Here is a 505-nt window from a genome sequence, read left to right as displayed (position 1 = left end):
TCTAGCCGTTCCAGAAACGTCGCCTTGCCATATTCGGGGGTGGCTCCCATATAAATGGTGTGTTGTCGGTCTCCAAACGCGTCATACAGACTGATGGGCAGTGCCGACCATGGCTTCTCTCCATCCGGTGTCGCACAACAGCATACAGGTGCCATCTAAGCCAATGGCAACACTGGCAATTTCAGCGTCTAGTTGAGGGGGCACATAGTCCCAACTTTCTTCTTTCACCTCAATGATCGTGGCCACCGCTTCACTGAGACGCTGGATGTAGGACACGGCGACCGGGCGTTGATGATTCTCAGCCAAGTCTCGCTGCACGTCTCGGGCGGAACCATACGCCAGTTTCGAGGACACTTGTTTCGCAAACAGAGGCGTGGAGGTGATGATGATGCGAGACGCTCGCTCTAGCGGACAATCCGTTTTCCCGCCTCCAGAGCGCTGATAGACATGGCGTTCAATCACGACTTCTCCGTAGGGCGTTTGATACGCTTTGGGCTGCTTGCCT

Annotated in this window: 2 pseudogenes; both read right to left on the bottom strand. The window is 55.0% G+C overall.

Going from position 1 to position 505, the window contains the following annotated elements:
- Positions 1 to 165, bottom strand: a pseudogene (locus A8707_RS30815) (ISKra4 family transposase); the annotation flags it as partial.
- Between the two features lie 101 nt (positions 166 to 266).
- Positions 267 to 505, bottom strand: a pseudogene (locus A8707_RS30810) (ISKra4 family transposase); the annotation flags it as partial.

The sequence above is a fragment of the Phormidesmis priestleyi BC1401 genome (assembly GCF_001650195.1).
GTDB classification, from domain to species: domain Bacteria; phylum Cyanobacteriota; class Cyanobacteriia; order Leptolyngbyales; family Leptolyngbyaceae; genus Phormidesmis_A; species Phormidesmis_A priestleyi_B.
The sequence above is the reverse complement of the archived record's forward strand: the minus strand, read 5'-3'. Positions and strand labels throughout refer to the sequence as shown.